At 54.9% G+C, this 16,519-nt stretch carries 15 protein-coding genes and 1 other annotated feature; of the genes, 6 read left to right on the top strand and 9 right to left on the bottom strand.

Going from position 1 to position 16,519, the window contains the following annotated elements; translation table 11 throughout:
- Positions 1 to 8: 8 nt before the first annotated feature.
- The 3 genes from dnaX to ACUTQ5_RS01170 all read right to left on the bottom strand — a co-directional run bounded on the left by dnaX (position 9) and on the right by ACUTQ5_RS01170 (position 3,090).
- Entirely contained in the window at positions 9 to 1,961 is a 1,953-nt protein-coding gene (gene dnaX / locus ACUTQ5_RS01180; RefSeq protein ID WP_445649747.1) for a DNA polymerase III subunit gamma/tau, read from the bottom strand.
- Positions 612 to 676: a sequence feature (DnaX frameshifting element), on the bottom strand. (Overlaps the previous gene by 65 nt.)
- 83 nt (positions 1,962 to 2,044) lie before the next feature.
- Positions 2,045 to 2,596: an adenine phosphoribosyltransferase gene (gene apt / locus ACUTQ5_RS01175; protein ID WP_445649746.1), complete on the bottom strand. Its 552-nt coding sequence runs from the start codon at positions 2,594 to 2,596 to the stop codon at positions 2,045 to 2,047.
- Positions 2,597 to 2,709: 113 nt separating this feature from the next.
- Positions 2,710 to 3,090, bottom strand: a complete 381-nt coding sequence (locus tag ACUTQ5_RS01170; RefSeq protein ID WP_445649745.1) for a DUF454 family protein — start codon at positions 3,088 to 3,090, stop codon at positions 2,710 to 2,712.
- A gap of 150 nt (positions 3,091 to 3,240) precedes the next feature.
- Between ACUTQ5_RS01170 and priC the strand changes: the two genes are divergently transcribed.
- Together priC and rsmS are read left to right on the top strand one after the other, a co-directional pair.
- Positions 3,241 to 3,777: a primosomal replication protein PriC gene (gene priC, locus ACUTQ5_RS01165; protein ID WP_445649744.1), complete on the top strand. Its 537-nt coding sequence runs from the start codon at positions 3,241 to 3,243 to the stop codon at positions 3,775 to 3,777.
- 106 nt (positions 3,778 to 3,883) lie between these two features.
- Positions 3,884 to 4,063 (top strand): pleiotropic regulatory protein RsmS, encoded by a 180-nt coding sequence (gene rsmS / locus ACUTQ5_RS01160; RefSeq protein WP_012005570.1) that lies wholly within the window; start codon positions 3,884 to 3,886, stop codon positions 4,061 to 4,063.
- Positions 4,064 to 4,106: 43 nt separating this feature from the next.
- Here rsmS and mscK read toward each other — a convergent pair whose 3' ends face one another.
- The 3 genes from mscK to acrR all read right to left on the bottom strand — a co-directional run bounded on the left by mscK (position 4,107) and on the right by acrR (position 8,654).
- Entirely contained in the window at positions 4,107 to 7,499 is a 3,393-nt protein-coding gene (mscK, locus tag ACUTQ5_RS01155) for a mechanosensitive channel MscK (RefSeq protein WP_445649743.1), read from the bottom strand.
- A 103-nt stretch (positions 7,500 to 7,602) separates the two neighbouring features.
- Positions 7,603 to 7,956 (bottom strand): DsrE/DsrF/TusD sulfur relay family protein, encoded by a 354-nt coding sequence (locus tag ACUTQ5_RS01150; protein WP_445649742.1) that lies wholly within the window; start codon positions 7,954 to 7,956, stop codon positions 7,603 to 7,605.
- A gap of 14 nt (positions 7,957 to 7,970) precedes the next feature.
- Positions 7,971 to 8,654, bottom strand: a complete 684-nt coding sequence (gene acrR, locus ACUTQ5_RS01145; RefSeq protein WP_445649741.1) for a multidrug efflux transporter transcriptional repressor AcrR — start codon at positions 8,652 to 8,654, stop codon at positions 7,971 to 7,973.
- 142 nt (positions 8,655 to 8,796) lie between these two features.
- On the opposite strand from acrR, the gene sdeX reads away from it, so the two are divergent.
- The 4 genes from sdeX to ykgO all read left to right on the top strand — a co-directional run bounded on the left by sdeX (position 8,797) and on the right by ykgO (position 13,740).
- On the top strand, positions 8,797 to 9,984 hold the full coding sequence (gene sdeX, locus ACUTQ5_RS01140; protein WP_445649740.1) for a multidrug efflux RND transporter periplasmic adaptor subunit SdeX: 1,188 nt from the start codon (positions 8,797 to 8,799) through the stop codon (positions 9,982 to 9,984).
- A 17-nt stretch (positions 9,985 to 10,001) separates the two neighbouring features.
- Positions 10,002 to 13,148 (top strand): multidrug efflux RND transporter permease subunit SdeY, encoded by a 3,147-nt coding sequence (gene sdeY / locus ACUTQ5_RS01135; RefSeq protein WP_445649739.1) that lies wholly within the window; start codon positions 10,002 to 10,004, stop codon positions 13,146 to 13,148.
- 181 nt (positions 13,149 to 13,329) lie between these two features.
- Positions 13,330 to 13,587, top strand: coding sequence for a type B 50S ribosomal protein L31 (locus ACUTQ5_RS01130; protein WP_174353276.1), 258 nt, complete (start codon positions 13,330 to 13,332; stop codon positions 13,585 to 13,587).
- 12 nt (positions 13,588 to 13,599) lie between these two features.
- On the top strand, positions 13,600 to 13,740 hold the full coding sequence (gene ykgO, locus ACUTQ5_RS01125) for a type B 50S ribosomal protein L36 (RefSeq protein ID WP_012005563.1): 141 nt from the start codon (positions 13,600 to 13,602) through the stop codon (positions 13,738 to 13,740).
- Between the two features lie 113 nt (positions 13,741 to 13,853).
- Here the strand turns inward: ykgO and ACUTQ5_RS01120 are convergent, their stop codons facing one another.
- Genes ACUTQ5_RS01120 through ACUTQ5_RS01110 form a run of 3 tightly spaced genes read right to left on the bottom strand, consistent with a single transcriptional unit; the run spans position 13,854 to position 16,325 of the window.
- Complete coding sequence (locus ACUTQ5_RS01120) at positions 13,854 to 14,732, bottom strand: metal ABC transporter substrate-binding protein (protein WP_445649738.1); 879 nt, start codon at positions 14,730 to 14,732, stop codon at positions 13,854 to 13,856.
- Between the two features lie 25 nt (positions 14,733 to 14,757).
- A complete protein-coding gene (locus tag ACUTQ5_RS01115; RefSeq protein ID WP_445649737.1) occupies positions 14,758 to 15,615 on the bottom strand; it encodes a metal ABC transporter permease in 858 nt (285 codons plus the stop codon).
- Complete coding sequence (locus ACUTQ5_RS01110) at positions 15,612 to 16,325, bottom strand: metal ABC transporter ATP-binding protein (protein WP_445649736.1); 714 nt, start codon at positions 16,323 to 16,325, stop codon at positions 15,612 to 15,614. The genes ACUTQ5_RS01115 and ACUTQ5_RS01110 overlap by 4 nt, the downstream gene beginning before the upstream one ends.
- Positions 16,326 to 16,519 lie beyond the last annotated feature (194 nt).

Genomic DNA, 16,519 nt, shown 5'->3' with positions numbered 1-16,519 from the left:
CGCAGCGTTTAAATGGGGCGAATACTCTCTTCATCCAGGTCCGCGTCGAAGAAACGGCGCAGGGTCTGGATATGGGTATCCGCAACGATCGACTGGCGCGCCTGCGCCAGTTTTTCTTCATAAATGGCTTGTCGCCACTCCAGCGGAGTCCGCTCCGCCGGATTATCGTCTTCCACCACGGTCAACTCAACCGGGCTACCGTATAGCTCGCTGAGCGCATCGGTCAGGACCTTCTGCGCCGAAGGCGAATTCAGATGGCGCTGCGACGACCGCAGGTGAAGACAAATCTTACCGGGTTCCAACTGTTGTTTAACCGCGTTTAATGCCAGTTGCTGCACCAGTTTTGGAATTTTAAGCTTATCGATTTCCGCCGCCCAGGCATCGCGTTCCAGCGATTCAGCCACCAGTTTGGCCGACAGCTCGGGCGTTTTCTCATGCTCAAGCGCGGTGCGCAACGCTTTCGGCGTAGCCAGCGGCTCCGGCTCGGCCTCCGGCTCGGTCAGTGCGCGCCAGCGGTAAGCCTCCGGCTTGGCCGGTTTTTCCTGCACGATCTTTTCCGCCTGGCGCTGCTGGCTGCGCTCAGTCACGGAAGCCAACCGCTCCAGTGCCGAGTTCGCCGGCCGCGCTTTTCCAGGCGCCGCCGGTTCACTCTTTTTTGTTGTGGATGCTCCCTGCTGCCTCAGCAGTTGGGTACGCGCCTTTAATAATTGCGCGGTGGCATCCGGTAAATTCGCTTGCTGGCTGTTTTGCGGTGCAACCTGCCCTAACGGCGGTGGTGTGTCCTGAAACTGCGGCGGCTGGGCCGCCTGAGCCTGTGGTTGTGCCATTTGCACCGGCGCGGTTTGCACCATGGCTACCGGCTCCGATATCACCGCTTTCGGGTGAAACGCCAGCGCACGCAGCAGGGTCATTTCAACCCCCATGCGACGATCCGGCGCAAAGGCCAGCTCTTTGCGGCCAACCAACAGCGTTTGGTAATAGAGTTGTACATCAGTCGGCGGCAAAGTACGCGCCAGCTCACGCAGCCGCTGTTCAATGGCAGCGTAATGATTATCCAACACCGACGGCAGCAACTGTACCATCGCAATACGGTGCAGCAACGCCAGTGTCTCGATCAGCAGATTTTCCCAATCGACACCGCGCGAAGCAGCCTGCGCGACCTGGGCCATCACCTTCTCGCCATCGGCACTGACCAGCGCTTCGAGGATCGCCAGGGGTTGTTCATCGTCAAGCGTACCGAGCATTTGGCTGACGGTGGCGGTGGTCACCTGCCCCTGTCCCATGGCAATCGCTTGGTCAGTGAGGCTCAGTGCATCACGCATGCTGCCATCGGCGGCACGCGCCAATAGCTGCAACGCACGCTGATCGCTGGTGATCTGTTCTGCCTGCAGCACCGTTTCCAATTGGCTGCGGATCTGATCGACATCCAGCGCCTTCAAATGAAATTGCAGACAGCGGGACAAAATGGTCACCGGCAACTTTTGCGGATCGGTGGTTGCCAACAGGAATTTGACGTGCGAAGGCGGCTCTTCCAGCGTTTTCAACAGCGCATTAAAGCTGTGGCGCGAGAGCATGTGCACTTCGTCAATCAGGTAAACCTTGAAGCGGCCACGGGCGGGGGCGTACTGGACGTTATCCAGCAAATCGCGGGTATCTTCCACCTTGGTTCTGGACGCGGCGTCAATCTCGATAAGATCGACAAAACGCCCCTGCTCAATCTCGCGGCAGTTATCACATTGACCGCACGGCGTGGCGGTGATGCCGGTTTCACAGTTCAGGCCTTTGGCCAGCAGGCGCGCAATGGTGGTTTTACCCACGCCGCGCGTGCCCGAGAACAGATAGGCGTGATGGATCCGCCCCAGCGAGAGGCCGTTAGCCAGTGCAGTCAGGACGTGTTCCTGTCCGACAACATCTGCAAACGTTTGAGGGCGCCACTTACGGGCTAGAACCTGATAGCTCATTAATACCGGAAAAGTCGAGTAATCTGGAGGGTCATGCTAACACAGCCCCGCGGCAATCCGCGAGGCCGTTGTGGTAATGCGGATCAGTGGCCGGAGAAGTTGACCAGGCTGTAGCATTCAATACCCAGGGTATTTAAACGCGCTTCACCGCCGAGCTCCGGCAGATTGATAATAAAGGCGGCGTCTGTCACTTCCCCCCCCAAACGGCGGATCAGTTTTGCGGTAGCTTCTATAGTGCCACCCGTGGCCAGCAGATCGTCCACCACCAGCACTTTATCACCGGCGCTGATAGCATCGGTGTGAATTTCCAACTTGTCGGTGCCGTATTCCAGCTCATAGCTCTCGCTGAGGGTGGCACGCGGCAGTTTGCCCGGTTTGCGCACCGGTACAAAACCCACGCCCAGCGCCAACGCCACCGGTGCGCCAAACAGAAAGCCGCGCGCTTCGGTGCCAACCACTTTGGTCACGCCCGCTTCGCGAAAACGCTCAACCAGCAATTCGATGCTGGCAGCGTAAGCCAGCGGGTTTTCCAGCAGGCTGGTGACGTCGCGGAACAGTATGCCCGGCTTAGGGTAATCCGGGATGGTTTTGATACTGTCTTTAATAAACTGAAGCTGCTGCGCAGTAGCGGTCATAATTGTTGCCTGATAAAACTGCCTGATGACTTGCGCGCAGGTCATCTTAACCCGCACACGAAAACGGTCAAATCTATGCAAACTGGCGGACAAATGCAACCGACGGTGTGCGATCAGTGCTGTTTTTGTTGCGGCAGGTCAACAACCGGCAACCGTGACATAAAGATCAGCAGAACGGCCAGCATCACTAACAGTAAGCCGCGCACCCACCAAAGCTTCACCAACCACAGCGAAACCGCAAACGTCAGCACAATCATCAATACGGCCTTCCATTTGGTCCCTGGCGGCAATGCGCGGTGCTGTTGCCAGTGGCGCAAGTAGGGGCCAAACCATGAACGGTACAGCAACCAGCCGTGAAATCGCGGGGATGAACGGGCAAAACACCATGCGGCCAACAGTAAAAAGGGCGTGGTGGGCAGCAGCGGCAATACCACGCCCAGCGTCGCCAGCACCACCGCCAGCCAACCGAGGATTATCAATAACCAACGCGTCATGGGGCTCCTTGTCCATCAACCTGTCTGACGTCACTTTATCACCAGCCCCCCCAGCATCACCAGTCGCAACGGCCGGAATATGCTTACAGCGCTTGTTTCACGGTGTGAACGCGTGCAAGCTGAACCCACTATCATCGTCATGGAGCCAACGTGAGTACTCAGCGTCTTTTACAAGTGTTAGAACAACAGATCACGGTGTTAGCCGGCGAAATCACGCCGCAAGGCGACGCGCCGATCCCTCAGGCACGCTTTGACGCTGCGTTATTTTCCAACCGTGGCACCCGGCTGCGCGATTACCTGACAGAAGTACAAAAGAACTTCGCCCAGTTGCAGACCGCCGCCAACGACAGCCGCACCACCCAGGTAGCCTTTCTGGCCGAGAGACTGGTGGCGCAGATCACCGCTCTGCAGCGCGAATTGGCGACCCAGGCACTACGCCGGAAAAATCAACCCAGGGAAGTCGTGGCGGCCGATTTGTACCATAAGCTGGCTGAGCATCAGGATTATGAGCGTCGGATCATTTCGATGATCCAGGATCGGGAAAGCCTGTTAGGTAGACAGACCACGCTGGCAGCTCAGCAAAAACTGCAGCATGAGCTGGCGGCGCTGGAAGGCCGATTGATGCGTTGCCGTCAGGCGCTGGCACGAATCGAGCGCAGTATTGAACGTAAAGAAAACGGTTTTTGAAGATTTATCACAATATTTTAATGTTTATTCCCCGCCGCGGACCTTGTTCACTATACTCAGCCGAAGCGAAGCATCACTCATTCATCTCAATTTAAACGTGGGTTTTATGTCTCTAGAAAATGCCTCAGCAGAATTGCAACTGGCGGTAGATCTGATTTACCTGCTGGAATGCAATGAGATCGATCCGGCCACCGCGCTGGCGGCGCTGGATATTGTCAAACGGGACTACCAGGAAAAGTTGCAGCGCAACGGTGTTACCTCCCCTTATCTGCCTGTCGGCCAGTAAAAAGGGTTCAGCCTGCGCTGAACCCTTGCTTCTCATTCCATTATCATCCTGCCAACGTACCGCCTTCATCCGGCGATAATGTCCGTTTCACTTCCTGCACCTCGTTGCCCTGCTGATTGTGCAAATACACCTCAAGCTGGTTGAAGGCGATATTGATATCGTTCTCACGGCACAGGCGTTCGATCGAGCGGTTCAGTTCGTCAACGGTGTAGCTGCGGTCACGCAACTCACGCACGTAAAGGCGCAGTTCGTGATCCAGCGTGCTGGCACCGAAATTAAGGAAGAACACCTGCGGCTCGGGATCGGTCATCACCCGCGGGTTATCGCGCGCCGCCTGTAAAAGTACCGCTTTCACCTTGTCCAGGTCAGATCCGTAGGCTACGCCAACCTTGATCAATACGCGGGTAATGGTGTCTGACAGCGACCAGTTGATCAACCGCTCGGTGACAAACGCCTTGTTCGGGATGATCACTTCTTTGCGGTCAAAATCGGTGATGGTGGTGGCACGAATACGGATTTTACTGACCGAGCCTGAGAAACTGCCGATAGTAATGGTATCGCCGATACGGATCGGCCGTTCAAACAGGATAATCAGACCGGAGACAAAGTTGGCGAAAATCTCCTGTAAACCGAAGCCCAATCCGACGGTCAAACCGGCCGCCAGCCACTGCAGCTTATCCCAGGATACACCCAGCGATCCCAGTGCGGTCACCGCACCTACGGTGGTGATCAGATAGGTCAGTATGGTGGTGACGGCGTAAGAGGTCCCCTGCCGCAACTGCAGCCGCGACAACACCACCACCTCCAGTAAACCCGGCAGGTTGCGCGTCATGACGTAGGCAACGATTACCGCAGCTATTGCTACCATCATATTGCCCAACGTTACCGCCTGCGCCACGCTGCTGCCGGCAACGGTAGCGGTGTAATGCCATAGCGTGATGCTGTCCAGATACGAAATCACCGTCACCAGATCGGACCAAATGGCATAAAAAGCACTGGCGAAGATAATAAACAGCGCCATGGTGGTCAGACGCAGCGACTGCTGGTTGATTTGATCGAGCGCTAAAGGAGGTTCTTCAACCGGTTCCAGCCCTTCGGCTCCCTCTTTCTCTTTCGCCAGGCTCTGACGACGGGCCAGCGCACGGCGGTAGGCCAGGCGGCGGGCCGCGACGCTCAATCCCCGGATCGCAGTCAGATAGACAATATTCCACAGGAAAAACAGGTACAGACTGTCGATCCAGCGGCCGGCCAGCCGCAGCGTGGTGTAGAAGTAACCGGCAAACATCAGCCCAAGCAGGATCAACGGCGTGGCCGCAATGGCGGTCACTATCACCAACCGTACCGCGTGCGAACCTTTCTCGCGCCAACTGTCACGGCACATCGGGAACACCAGCACGGTCAGCAGTGCCAACGTCAGCATGACCACCACTTGGCCAATCACGTCTTCCACCAGCCGCAGCGGCGCTTTCTCGCCCAGTACCGACCAGAAGATCAACGGCAGCAGCGCCATGCCCAAGCGCACCGCCTGACGGCGGTAATGCGCACAAAGCTCAGGGGTGAAATTGAAGTGGCGCTCACAAACGCCGCCCACTGCCAGCATGCGGTAGGTGAAGCCGAAAATCAGCCAAAACAGTGCCAACTGCTGCGACAGCGCCCAGATGAAATCACTGAGGCCAATTTCGGCACGCTCCCCCCAAAATCCCGCCCCCAGCAGCAGCGCCGAACCGGGTAATACCTTCAGCAAGGTCAGTAAGATGGCTTTTGGTGTGTGCAGTTGGCCATCGCGCTTTAACTGCCCGACATCGTTGGCCAGCCGTTGCAAATGGCTGTCGATCAGCTTGTAACGCCAGCGTAACAGACCGAGCAGCAGCAGCAGCGGGATCAGCACCAGCAGTGAATTCAAACCGCCCTGCACTATTTTGCCAAGTTCTAATTTGAAATCGAGGGTGGCAAGCTGATCTCTGACCGCCCCCGGCAGGGCTTTCAACCACGCCAAATCAACCGGTTTGTTACTGTTAACCCAGAAAATTTGCTGGGTCAGCGTATCCCGCAGTGAGCTGTTAACGCTGGTCAACTGCTGCTGGTTGATCTGCAGGTTGATCGACTGCGCCAATTGATTGCTTAGCTGTTTGTTCAACTGATCCAACAGTTCACGCCGCATATCGACGATTTCGTTTAAAGCGTCAAGCACGTCTCCACTGGCCTTTTCTTTACTGTCGGCAACCAGCTTATTGATGTAATCGTCGCCTTTGAACAGGTCGTCGCGCTGCTGATTGATATCAAACTGTTCCAGACGCAGATCGGCGATACGCGTGCCCATGTCTGCCACCAGCGTCCCCTGCGGCAGGCTTTGCTGCTGTTGATACAAAATACGTGACAGCACCAGACTGCCTTTGAGCACCTGGATCTGTTCTTTCAGATTGCGTTCCGCCTGCAAGCCACGATCGAGCCAGTTCTTTACCCGAATATTCTGCTGGAACAGCACGTTGCTCTCTTCGGTGGCGGCAATCAGCCGTTGGCTGAGCTGGCGGTTAACGTCTAGCTCCTTACTGACCAGCTTATCGTGCTGAATGTCCGTAGCATCTTCCGGGTTCTGCGCCTCTTTGGCGGTTTTTTCCGACAGTGTCAGGCGCTTGCTGTTGACCACTTCTTGCAGCAACTGCACGTTGTGATCCAGCGCATCAATATGCCCGGTGGTATAATCGCGCTGTTTTTGCAGTAGATCCTGCAGGGTGGTGTTGGCTTCCAGGCTTTTGCGCTGCAGATCAATTTGCGCATTGAGCAACGTCTGTTCGGTTGCCAGCATGACTAACTGGCTGTCGCGCAGTGAATTTTGGCCCGGCGTCCGATCGTTGATCTGGTTACGGATCTCCTGCAGACGCTGCGAGGCAGTGTACATGCTGCTCTGCACTCGCTCTGGCTGGGTCTGCAGTGAAACCAGTTGGCTGTTATAGGTCGACAGGTTTTCCTGCGCAGTCTGCAGATCGTCGAGGGTTTGATAAAGGCGACTTTCCAACTGGCGCAGCGAAAGCTGCAGCAGTTCGCCCCTGGCGGCCGTGCCATCTACCGGCGTATTGAGTGCATCAAGATCGGCGGTTACCTGACGCAGTTTGCCCGGCGCCAGTTGCAACTGCTGTTTAAGCTGAGCGCTATCTTGTTTGGTGCGTTCAATCGCATCCAGCAGCTCAAGCGTGCGGGCCAAATCTTGCTGGGTGAGCTTATTGACCGAGGTCAACGTCTTTTGCTTGTTCAGCGCTTCAATCTGGCTTTGAATTTCGCTGCGGGACGGCAGGTCGCCATTAAAGGACGCATAGGCCACAGGTTGGCACACCGCACAAACAGCAATCAGTAAAAACAGGGCAAGGGTGCGGGAAAGGCCCACACTCAGGAATGAGGGAAACGCCAGAAAAGAACCTTTAGCTAACCTGCGATGCATGATTTGGCTTCGAATCAATAATAAAGAAGCTTAAAGATTATCACGATCGCAGATAGCCAAAGAATAAGAAAAGCATTGCTGGTGATGTACAGATGTCGCAGGATTAGAATGTCAGCACTTTCTCGGCCGCCAAAGTCCACTGCGCCAGCTCGACCAGGGTACCGATCTCTACTCCATCCGCCAGTGGCAGTTGGCTCACGCCACGTGCGTCGGCGCAGGTCTTGCACAGTTTCACCGGGACCTGTTGCGCAGTGAGAATCTCCAGCATCTGCTGTAAATGGTACCCTTCACGCGGCTGTTGTCCAGCCAGCCCGGCTACCACCGCATCAGACATCAGAAACAGTTTCAGGTCGAGATCGCTTTGCTGCTCTTTCAGAGTCATGGCCAGACGCAAGGCGTTAAACAGGGATTCATTGCCATAAGCGGCACCATTGGCAATCAACACAACGGATGACATGGTGTTTCTCCTAACTATGAAGGATAGATTTCGACGCTGCGGGGCTGCGTCGCCAGTTCTTCCGGCTTGACTCGTAAAGCGGGACTGAATTGGACCATTTCGAGGAAGGAGTCGATCAGCGCCATCGCTTCGGCTTTCAGATCAAAGCTCTCCGGCATAAACAGCCAATTCTCCATCAGGCCGGTAATATAGGCATGCAGGATAATTGCCGTGCGACGAGTGTGCAAATCAACGGGCAGTTGGCCATGCTCAATACAGCCACGCAGCACCGACTCAATGCGTTCATAACCTGTCAGGTACAAGACTTTACGCGCTTCATGCAGCGGCATCATCTCACCGACGAATTCGCACTTGTGGAAAACGATCTCCAACAGCGCTCGGCGGCGGCTGTCATCAACCGTAGCCGTCAGAATGTAAATCAGAATTTCTCGTAAAATACGCAGTGGATTCTCAGGGAACTTTGCTTGATACTCTAGTTCCAGATCGCCAATTTTTGACTCTGATAATTCCCAAACTTCGTTAAACAGGTCTACCTTGTTCTTGAAGTGCCAATAAATTGCACCACGCGTAACTCCGGCAGCAGTAGCAATATCTGTCAGTGACGTTGCGGAAACGCCACGTTCAGAGAATTCTTGCACCGCAGCATCAAGTATGTGCTGTCGAGTTTCCAGCGCCTGCTGTTTGGTTTTTCGTGCCATGACGTTGTTTTTTAGGGGGAGTGTGATTTACATACATTCGCGTATGTATGTACCATAGCACGCACATATAATTAACGCAGCAATGGGTTTTTAAGCTTGTGATCCATTGATCATTTTGAAATCGGACACTTGAGGTTTTTCTATGAACAAAAACAGAGGGTTAACGCCTCTGGCGGCAGTTCTGATGCTTTCAGGCAGCTTAATGCTTACAGGATGTAACGATAAAGAAACCCAACAGCAAGGCGCCCAACCACCGGCTCCCGAAGTGGGTGTAGTGACATTGAAGGCCGAGCCTCTCAATATGACTACCGATCTTCCTGGCCGTACCGCTGCGTATCGTATCGCCGAAGTTCGCCCTCAGGTCAGTGGCATTATCCTGAAACGCAACTTTGTTGAAGGCAGCGATATCAAGGCAGGCACTTCCCTGTATCAGATTGATCCTGCAACCTACCAGGCAAGCTATGACAGCGCCAAAGGTGATCTGGCCAAAGCACAGGCCAGCGCCTCTATCGCGCGCGTAACGGTCAACCGCTACAAACCCTTGCTGGGCACCAGTTACATCAGCAAGCAGGATTACGATAATGCCGTTTCCAACCTGCAGCAGGCTGACGCCACTGTGATAGCCGCAAAAGCGGCGGTAGAAACTGCGCGTATCAACCTGGCTTACACTAAAGTGACGTCCCCAATTTCCGGACGTATCGGCAAATCTTCCGTAACCGAAGGCGCGCTGGTCAGCAACGGTCAAACCACGGCGCTGTCTACCGTGCAACAGTTGGATCCGATTTACGTCGACGTTACCCAATCGAGCAACGACTTCCTGCGCCTGAAGCAAGAACTGGCCAGCGGTGCGCTGAAACAGGAAAACGGCAAGGCCAAGGTGAAACTGCTGCTGGAGAACGGTGCGCAATACGCTCAGGAAGGCACGCTGGAATTCTCTGACGTCACCGTGGATGAAACCACCGGTTCTATCACCATTCGCGCCCTGTTCCCTAACCCGAACGATACGCTGCTGCCAGGTATGTTCGTTCGCGCCCGTCTGGACGAAGGCGTACGTAGCGATGCATTGCTGGTGCCACAGCAGGGTGTAACGCGTAACACGCGTGGCGAAGCTACCGCGATGGTGGTGGGCGCTGACGATAAAGTCGAAATGCGCACGCTGAAAGCGGACCAAGCGATTGGTGACAAATGGTTGGTTACCGACGGTCTCAAAGCCGGCGACCGCGTGATTGTCACTGGCCTGATGAAAGTCCGCCCAGGCGCTCAGGTAAAAGTGCAGGAAGTTGACACTCAGGCGCAAAAGCAGCCGCAGTCTGAAGCGCAGAAGTCATAAAAAGGAGCCGTTAAGACATGGCTAAGTTCTTTATAGATCGCCCGATTTTCGCTTGGGTAATCGCCATCATCGTCATGTTGGCGGGTGTGCTGTCAATAATGAAACTGCCGGTTGCGCAGTATCCAACTATTGCACCACCAGCGGTTAGTATTTCCGCAAACTATCCGGGCGCAGATGCAAAAACGGTGCAGGATACCGTGACTCAGATTATCGAACAGAACATGAACGGTATCGATAATCTGATGTACATGTCCTCCACCAGTGATTCCTCTGGTAGCGTAACCATTACACTGACGTTTAACTCCGGAACAGACCCTGACATCGCTCAGGTTCAGGTACAGAACAAACTGTCATTGGCTACGCCGTTACTGCCGCAAGAAGTCCAGCAGCAGGGCCTGAAAGTTGAAAAGTCCAGCAGCGGCTTCCTGATGGTAGCCGGCTTCATTTCCGACGATCCTAGCATGACTCAGGACGATATCGCGGACTATGTGGCCTCCAACATCAAGGACCCGATCAGCCGTTCAGCCGGCGTGGGTGAAGTGCAGCTGTTTGGTGCCCAGTACGCGATGCGTGTCTGGTTGGATCCAAATAAGCTCAATAACTTCCAATTGACCACCACGGATGTGACATCCGCCATTACCGAGCAGAACAACCAGATCGCCGCAGGGCAATTGGGCGGGATGCCACCGGTGCCGGGTCAACAACTTAACGCCTCAATCATCGCGCAGACCCGTCTGACCTCACCTGAAGAGTTCGGCAAAATTCTGTTGAAGGTGAATGCCGACGGTTCTCAGGTTCGCCTGAGCGACGTGGCACACATTGAGCGCGGAGCTGAAAGCTATGCCGTGACCGCACGTTATAACGGCAAACCGGCGGCGGGTCTGGGTATCAAACTGGCTACAGGTGCCAACGCCCTGAACACTGCACAGGGTGTGAAAGACGCGCTGAACAAAATGCAGCCTTTCTTCCCGCAAGGGATGAAAGTGGTTTATCCGTACGACACCACGCCGTTCGTTAAAATCTCGATTAATGAAGTGGTGAAAACGCTGATCGAAGCCATCATCCTGGTATTCCTGGTGATGTATTTGTTCCTGCAAAACTTCCGCGCAACCTTGATCCCAACCATTGCGGTACCGGTGGTGTTGCTGGGTACCTTTGCCATTCTGGCAGCCTTCGGCTTCTCGATAAACACCCTGACGATGTTCGGCATGGTGCTGGCGATAGGCTTGCTGGTGGATGATGCCATCGTGGTGGTAGAGAACGTCGAGCGTGTGATGTCAGAAGAGGGACTGCCGCCGAAAGAAGCCACCAAGAAATCGATGGGGCAAATCCAGGGCGCGTTGGTCGGTATTGCCATGGTGCTGTCGGCGGTATTCGTTCCAATGGCGTTCTTCGGCGGCTCGACCGGTGCCATTTACCGTCAGTTCTCCATCACCATCATTTCCGCGATGGCGCTGTCGGTACTGGTTGCGTTGATTCTGACGCCTGCACTGTGCGCCACCTTGTTGAAACCCGTAGCGAAAGGCGACCACGGGGTTAAAACCGGCTTCTTCGGTTGGTTTAACCGCATGTTCGAAAAGAGTACCCATCACTACACCGACAGCATAGCCAACATTCTGCGCAGCACCGGTCGTTATCTGGTGATCTACCTGCTGATCGTGGTCGGCATGGCGCTGCTGTTCCTGCGCTTGCCTTCCTCGTTCCTGCCGGACGAAGATCAGGGCATTTTGCTGACCATGGTGCAGTTGCCTGCGGGTGCTACCGAAGCTCGTACCTCTAAGGTGCTGGAAGAAGTTACCGACTACTTCCTGACCAAAGAAAAAGACAACGTGGTTTCAGTGTTTACCGTTGCGGGCTTCGGCTTTAACGGTAATGGTCAGAACAACGGTCTGTCGTTTGTCAGTCTGAAAGACTGGTCTGAACGTAAAGGTGAAGGGAATAAAGTACCGGCGATTGCAGGCCGCGCAATGGGCGCGTTCTCGCAAATCAAAGATGGCCTGGTATTCCCGTTCAATCTGCCGGCGATTATCGAACTGGGTACCGCGACCGGTTTTGACTTCCAGCTGATCGACCAGGGTGGTGTGGGACATGAGAAACTGACCGAAGCACGTAACCAGTTGCTGGGCATGGCTGCCGAGCATCCGGACATGCTGGTGGGCATGCGCCCTAACGGTCTGGAAGATACGCCGCAGTTCAAGCTGATTATCGACCAGGAAAAAGCCAAGGCGCTGGGTGTCAGCATCACCACCATTAACAGCACGCTGAGCACCGCGTTGGGTGGTTCTTACATTAACGACTTCATCGACCGTGGTCGTGTGAAGAAAGTGTACGTACAGGCTGATGCCCCCTTCCGTATGTTGCCGGAAGACATTAATAAATGGTTTGTCCGCGGCACCAGCGGCCAGATGGTTCCGTTCTCCGCCTTCTCCTCGGCGAAATGGGAATACGGTTCACCGCGTCTGGAACGTTATAACGGCCTGCCTTCCATGGAAATTTTAGGTCAGGCAACGCCAGGCAAGAGTACCGGTGAAGCCATGAACCTGATGGAAGAACTGGCCTCCAAGCTGCCGAGCGGCATTGGTTATGACTGGACCGGTATGTCCTATCAGGAACGTCTGTCCGGCAACCAGGCTCCGGCACTGTATGCCATCTCGATTCTGGTGGTATTCCTGTGTCTGGCAGCATTGTACGAGAGCTGGTCAATTCCGTTCTCGGTCATGCTGGTTCTGCCACTGGGGGTTATCGGTGCGTTGCTGGCAGCCACCATGCGCGGCCTTAACAACGACGTTTACTTCCAGGTGGGGCTGTTGACCACCATAGGTCTGTCGGCGAAGAACGCCATATTGATTGTGGAATTCGCCAAGGATCTGATGGATAAAGAAGGCAAGGGTCTGATAGAAGCCACATTGGAAGCGGTGCGTATGCGTCTGCGTCCAATTCTGATGACTTCCTTGGCATTCATCCTCGGGGTACTGCCGCTGGTTATCAGCAGCGGTGCAGGCTCCGGCGCACAGAACGCGGTAGGTACCGGCGTTATGGGCGGGATGATTACCGCGACCGTGTTGGCCATCTTCTTCGTTCCGGTCTTCTTCGTGGTGGTTCGCCGCCGCTTCAGCAAGAAGTCTGACGATATAGAACACAGCCACCCGGTTGATCATCACTGATTAAAGTAGTGCTCCCGAACCTCTGAATACAAAGGCCGCTTATGCGGCCTTTTTCTTTAGCTTCATCGCCTTAATGCAAACCACTCTCATTAATTTATCGGCAGACGCATTTTGTACTTGATCCGCCTTGCCGTGCGGCGCATAATGATTGTTATAGTATAACATAACATTGGAGCGCATCATGAAAGCAGGCATCCACCCAAACTACCGTACCGTGGTGTTCCACGACCTCAGCGCCGATACCTACTTCAAGGTGGGTTCGACCATTAACACCGATCGCACCATTGAGCTTGAAGGTGAAAGCTGGCCGTATGTCACCCTCGACATCTCTTCCGCTTCGCACCCGTATTACACCGGCAAACAGAAAGAGTTCTCTAAAGAAGGTAGCACCGCGCGCTTCCAGCAGCGTTTTGGCCGCTTTTTTACCGGCAATAAGTAACAGGGGATCCACATGCAGGTTTTGAGTTCATTGCGTTCGGCGAAGAATCGCCATCCGGATTGCAAGGTCGTGCGCCGTAAAGGCCGTATCTATGTGATCTGTAAAACCAACCCCCGCTTCAAAGCGGTACAGGGACGTAAGAAAAAGCGCTAAGTAAAGCAGTGATCTGTCTGTCGCAAAGCCCCGTTGCTGCTCAACGGGGCTTTTTTTATGGAGAAACGGAAACGCTTTCAGTGGCCCTATCCTGATGAAAGGGCCACTGCGGTTTACTTCATGCTGCCGAGCAAGGTATCAACGTTGTGTTTGAACGCCTGCACGTAAGTAGCTGCCGGCCCTTGCGGTTTGGACAGCGCCTCTGGATACAGTTCACCACCGGCTTTGGCACCCGTGGCGGCAGCAATTTGCTTCACCAAGCGCGGATCGGTTTGGTTCTCAATAAAGTAGACATTAACCTTCTCCTGCTTGATCTGTTTGATCAGCCCGGCCACGTCGCTGGCACTCGCCTCAGCTTCGGTAGAGAAGCCGACCGGGGCAAGGAAGGTGACGCCATATTCTTGGCCAAAATAGCCAAAAGCATCGTGACTGGTCAGCACCTTGCGCTTTTGCTGGGGCACTGCGGCAAACTGCGTTTTGGCCCACAGATCCAACTTCTGCAGTTGCTGGATATACTCCGCACCACGCTGACGGAAATAGTTGGCATCCTCAGGGTCTGCGGCAATCAGCGCGTTCATCACGTTGGTAGCGTACTGCACGCCATTCTTCATGCTGTTCCAGGCGTGGGGATCGGTGACCTCTTTGCCGTCTTCGTTCATCTGGCGCGAGTTGATCCCCTGCGATGCGGTAATAACCTGCCCCTTGTAACCCGAGGCACTGACCAGGCGATCGATCCACCCTTCCAGCCCCAGGCCACTGACGAACACCACATCAGCCTGCGACAGTAGCTTGCTATCTTTCGGGGAGGGTTCGAAACTGTGCGGATCGCCGTCCGGCCCCACCAGCGTAGAGACATTGACGCGTTCTCCCCCCACCTGCTTGACGATATCCCCGAGGATAGAAAAACTGGCGACGGCATCCACAGTCTTTGCCATGGCCAATGGACTGGACAGCAGAGCAGCGACTGCCAGCGATATAGGTAAACGTTTCATACTTTCTCCTTGCACTTGGTACTTCTCAACGGCGCGCCAGGGAATAAATCCCCCCACGCGTCCCAAACAAAATTGACCCAAAGAAAATCACGCTGGCGCTGAGCACGATCGCCGGCCCGGCAGGCAATGACGCGTAATACGACCATTCCAGCCCGACAAGGCTTGAAAGCATGCCGATACCCATAGCCACCGCCAACATATGTGGCAAATTACTCGCCCAAAAGCGCGCGCTGGCGGCGGGAAGCATCATCAGCCCGACTGACATCAATGTGCCGAGGATCTGGAAACCAGCGACCAGATTGATCACCACCAGCGCCAGGAACAATCCGTGTATCAGCGCCAGCCAACGTGGTGCGCTGACGCGTAAAAAGGTGGCATCAAAAGATTCAATCACCAGGGCACGGTACAGTGCGGCCAATGCCAGCAGCGAAAAGCTGGCTATCGCCCCCACCATCACAATCGCATGAACATCCACTGCCAGAATCGAGCCGAATAACACATGCAGCAAATCAACGCTGGAACCGCGCACCGAGACTAAAGTGACACCCAACGCCAGCGAACCCAGGTAAAAACCGGCGAAACTGGCGTCCTCTTTCAGCGGCGTTCGTCGGCTGACCAGCCCGGATAGCATTGCCACCGCCAGCCCGGCAATAAAGCCACCGACGCCCATCGCCACCATCGACATGCCGGAAATCAGATAGCCTATCGCCGCACCGGGCAAGACCGCATGAGATAGTGCATCTCCGACCAAACTCATGCGCCGCAACAGCAGAAAAACCCCCAACGGCGCTGCACTGAGCGACAAGGCAAAGCAAGCCACCAGCGCACGGCGCATAAAACCGAACGAGGCAAAAGGATCGACAAGGAGATCAACTAACGTCATTGCGCCACCGCCATTTGACACAGCGGCGAGCTGGCAATATTCAACGCTGGAATGTGTTCCAGCACCCGATCTGCCGCCCCCCAGTGACAACACTGTGGCGTCAATAACAAGGCCTGCGGGAAATGCTTCGCCACCATCGACATGTCATGCAGCACCGCAATGACCGTCCTTCCCTGTCGATGCAACTGAGCGATCACTTGCAGCAATAGCTGGATTGTGGCGCTGTCGATACCGGTAAAAGGTTCATCCAGTAAAATCAGCGGTGCCTGCTGGACCAGCAGGCGGGCAAACAATACTCGCTGCAGTTGGCCACCGGAAAGCTCACCAACCGGGCTACGGGCCATAGAAGTCATCCCTAGGGTATCCAGCGCCTCGGCAATCTGCAGTGCAGCACGCTTATTCAGCCCAGCAAACATCCCCATCTGCGGCCAGCTTCCCATCGCCACCAGATCGCTGACGACTATTGGGAATTGACGATCCAGCTCGGCCTGCTGTGGCAAATAAGCCATGCGCGGTAATTTATTTCCGCTAAAAGACAGGGCCCCACTTTGTAGAGGCAAAAGACCGGCCAACGTTTTCAACAATGTTGACTTACCGGCACCGTTCACGCCGACGACGGCAGTCAAAGAGCCGGCGGTGAAGTGACCGCTGAGCGGCGGAAAAAGCGGAGTACTACCATAGCCCATGACAGCCTGTTTTAAGCTAATCATGGCAACGCTACCGCCCAGTAGATGCCTAGCCAGAGTATGGCCAGTAACAAAATGGCAATGCCACAGCGCAATCGGGCAGAGGCAGTGAACAAGGAGTTTAAAGACGGCATAGCGCCATCTTGCGGTGTGGATGTCAGTTTCATGGCCGGACGGAAGGAAAGTCAATTGTTATATTATAACATCACAAACATTTC

The sequence above is a fragment of the Serratia sp. NA_112.1 genome, from assembly GCF_052691715.1.
The sequence above is the reverse complement of the archived record's forward strand: the minus strand, read 5'-3'. Positions and strand labels throughout refer to the sequence as shown.